Origin of the sequence: Actinomadura keratinilytica (genome assembly GCF_039539665.1) — a bacterium.
Lineage (GTDB): Bacteria > Actinomycetota > Actinomycetes > Streptosporangiales > Streptosporangiaceae > Spirillospora > Spirillospora keratinilytica.
On the sequence record NZ_BAABDO010000284.1, the window covers coordinates 1 to 821 of the forward strand.

Genomic DNA, 821 nt, shown 5'->3' on the forward strand with positions numbered 1-821 from the left:
CCACTCCCGCGTGGAACGCCGCCGGAACCCGGGTCAGCAACGCCTCGGTCACCTCCGCGGAGACCGACACGTCGAACCGCCGCATCCGTGCCACCACGTCGCGGGCCGGGTCCAGCGGGCGCTTGCCGAGCCGCGGGTCGGGGCCTTCCAGCATCGCCTTCCAGGCCGGTAGTTCGGCGACGCGTCGGGCGCCGGTCGCCTGGGCTTGGAGTTCGAGGGCCCAGCGCCTGAACGGAACCGGCACGGGTTCGAGTCCGCCGTCCGGCGCGTCGTAGGCACCGGCGAGGTCGGGCAGCAGGATCCGCCAGGACACCGCGTCCACCACGAGGTGGTGGATGAGCCAGAGGAGCTTGCCTTCGGTGTCGGGGCCCGCGTCGAACCAGACGAGCTGGGTCATCACCCCGCCCGCCGGGTCGAGCCGGGATTCGGCGGCGCGGAGCTGCTCGCTCAGCGGCTCGGCGGCCGACACCCGCAGCAGCGGCGGGTTCTTCGACTGCTCGCGTTCCGGGATGACGAGCTCGGTGCCGTCGAGGCGGGCGCGCAGCATGTCATGGCGGTCCAGGACGGCCCCGACCGCACGGGCGAGACGGTCGAAGTCGAGCCCGGCCGGAACCGAAAGCAGCATCGACTGGTAGAACGCCGCACCGCTCGACCGTTCGACCGCCTCCCGCATCACCGGAAGCAGCGGCACCCGCCCGGTCGCCTCGACCTCGTCGGCCGCGCCCTCGTCTTCAACGGGGGTGGCGACGGCCGCCACGCCTGCCGGGGAGCGGTGCTCGAAGACCTGGCGTGCGGTGAACACCAGCCCCGCCCGGCGGGCC

Annotated in this window: 1 protein-coding gene; it reads right to left on the minus strand. The window is 73.7% G+C overall.

Annotated elements, in window-relative coordinates; translation table 11 throughout:
- Window positions 1-821, minus strand: an 821-nt coding sequence (locus ABD879_RS32725; RefSeq protein WP_345025674.1) for a condensation domain-containing protein, incomplete at both ends; no start/stop codon positions are given.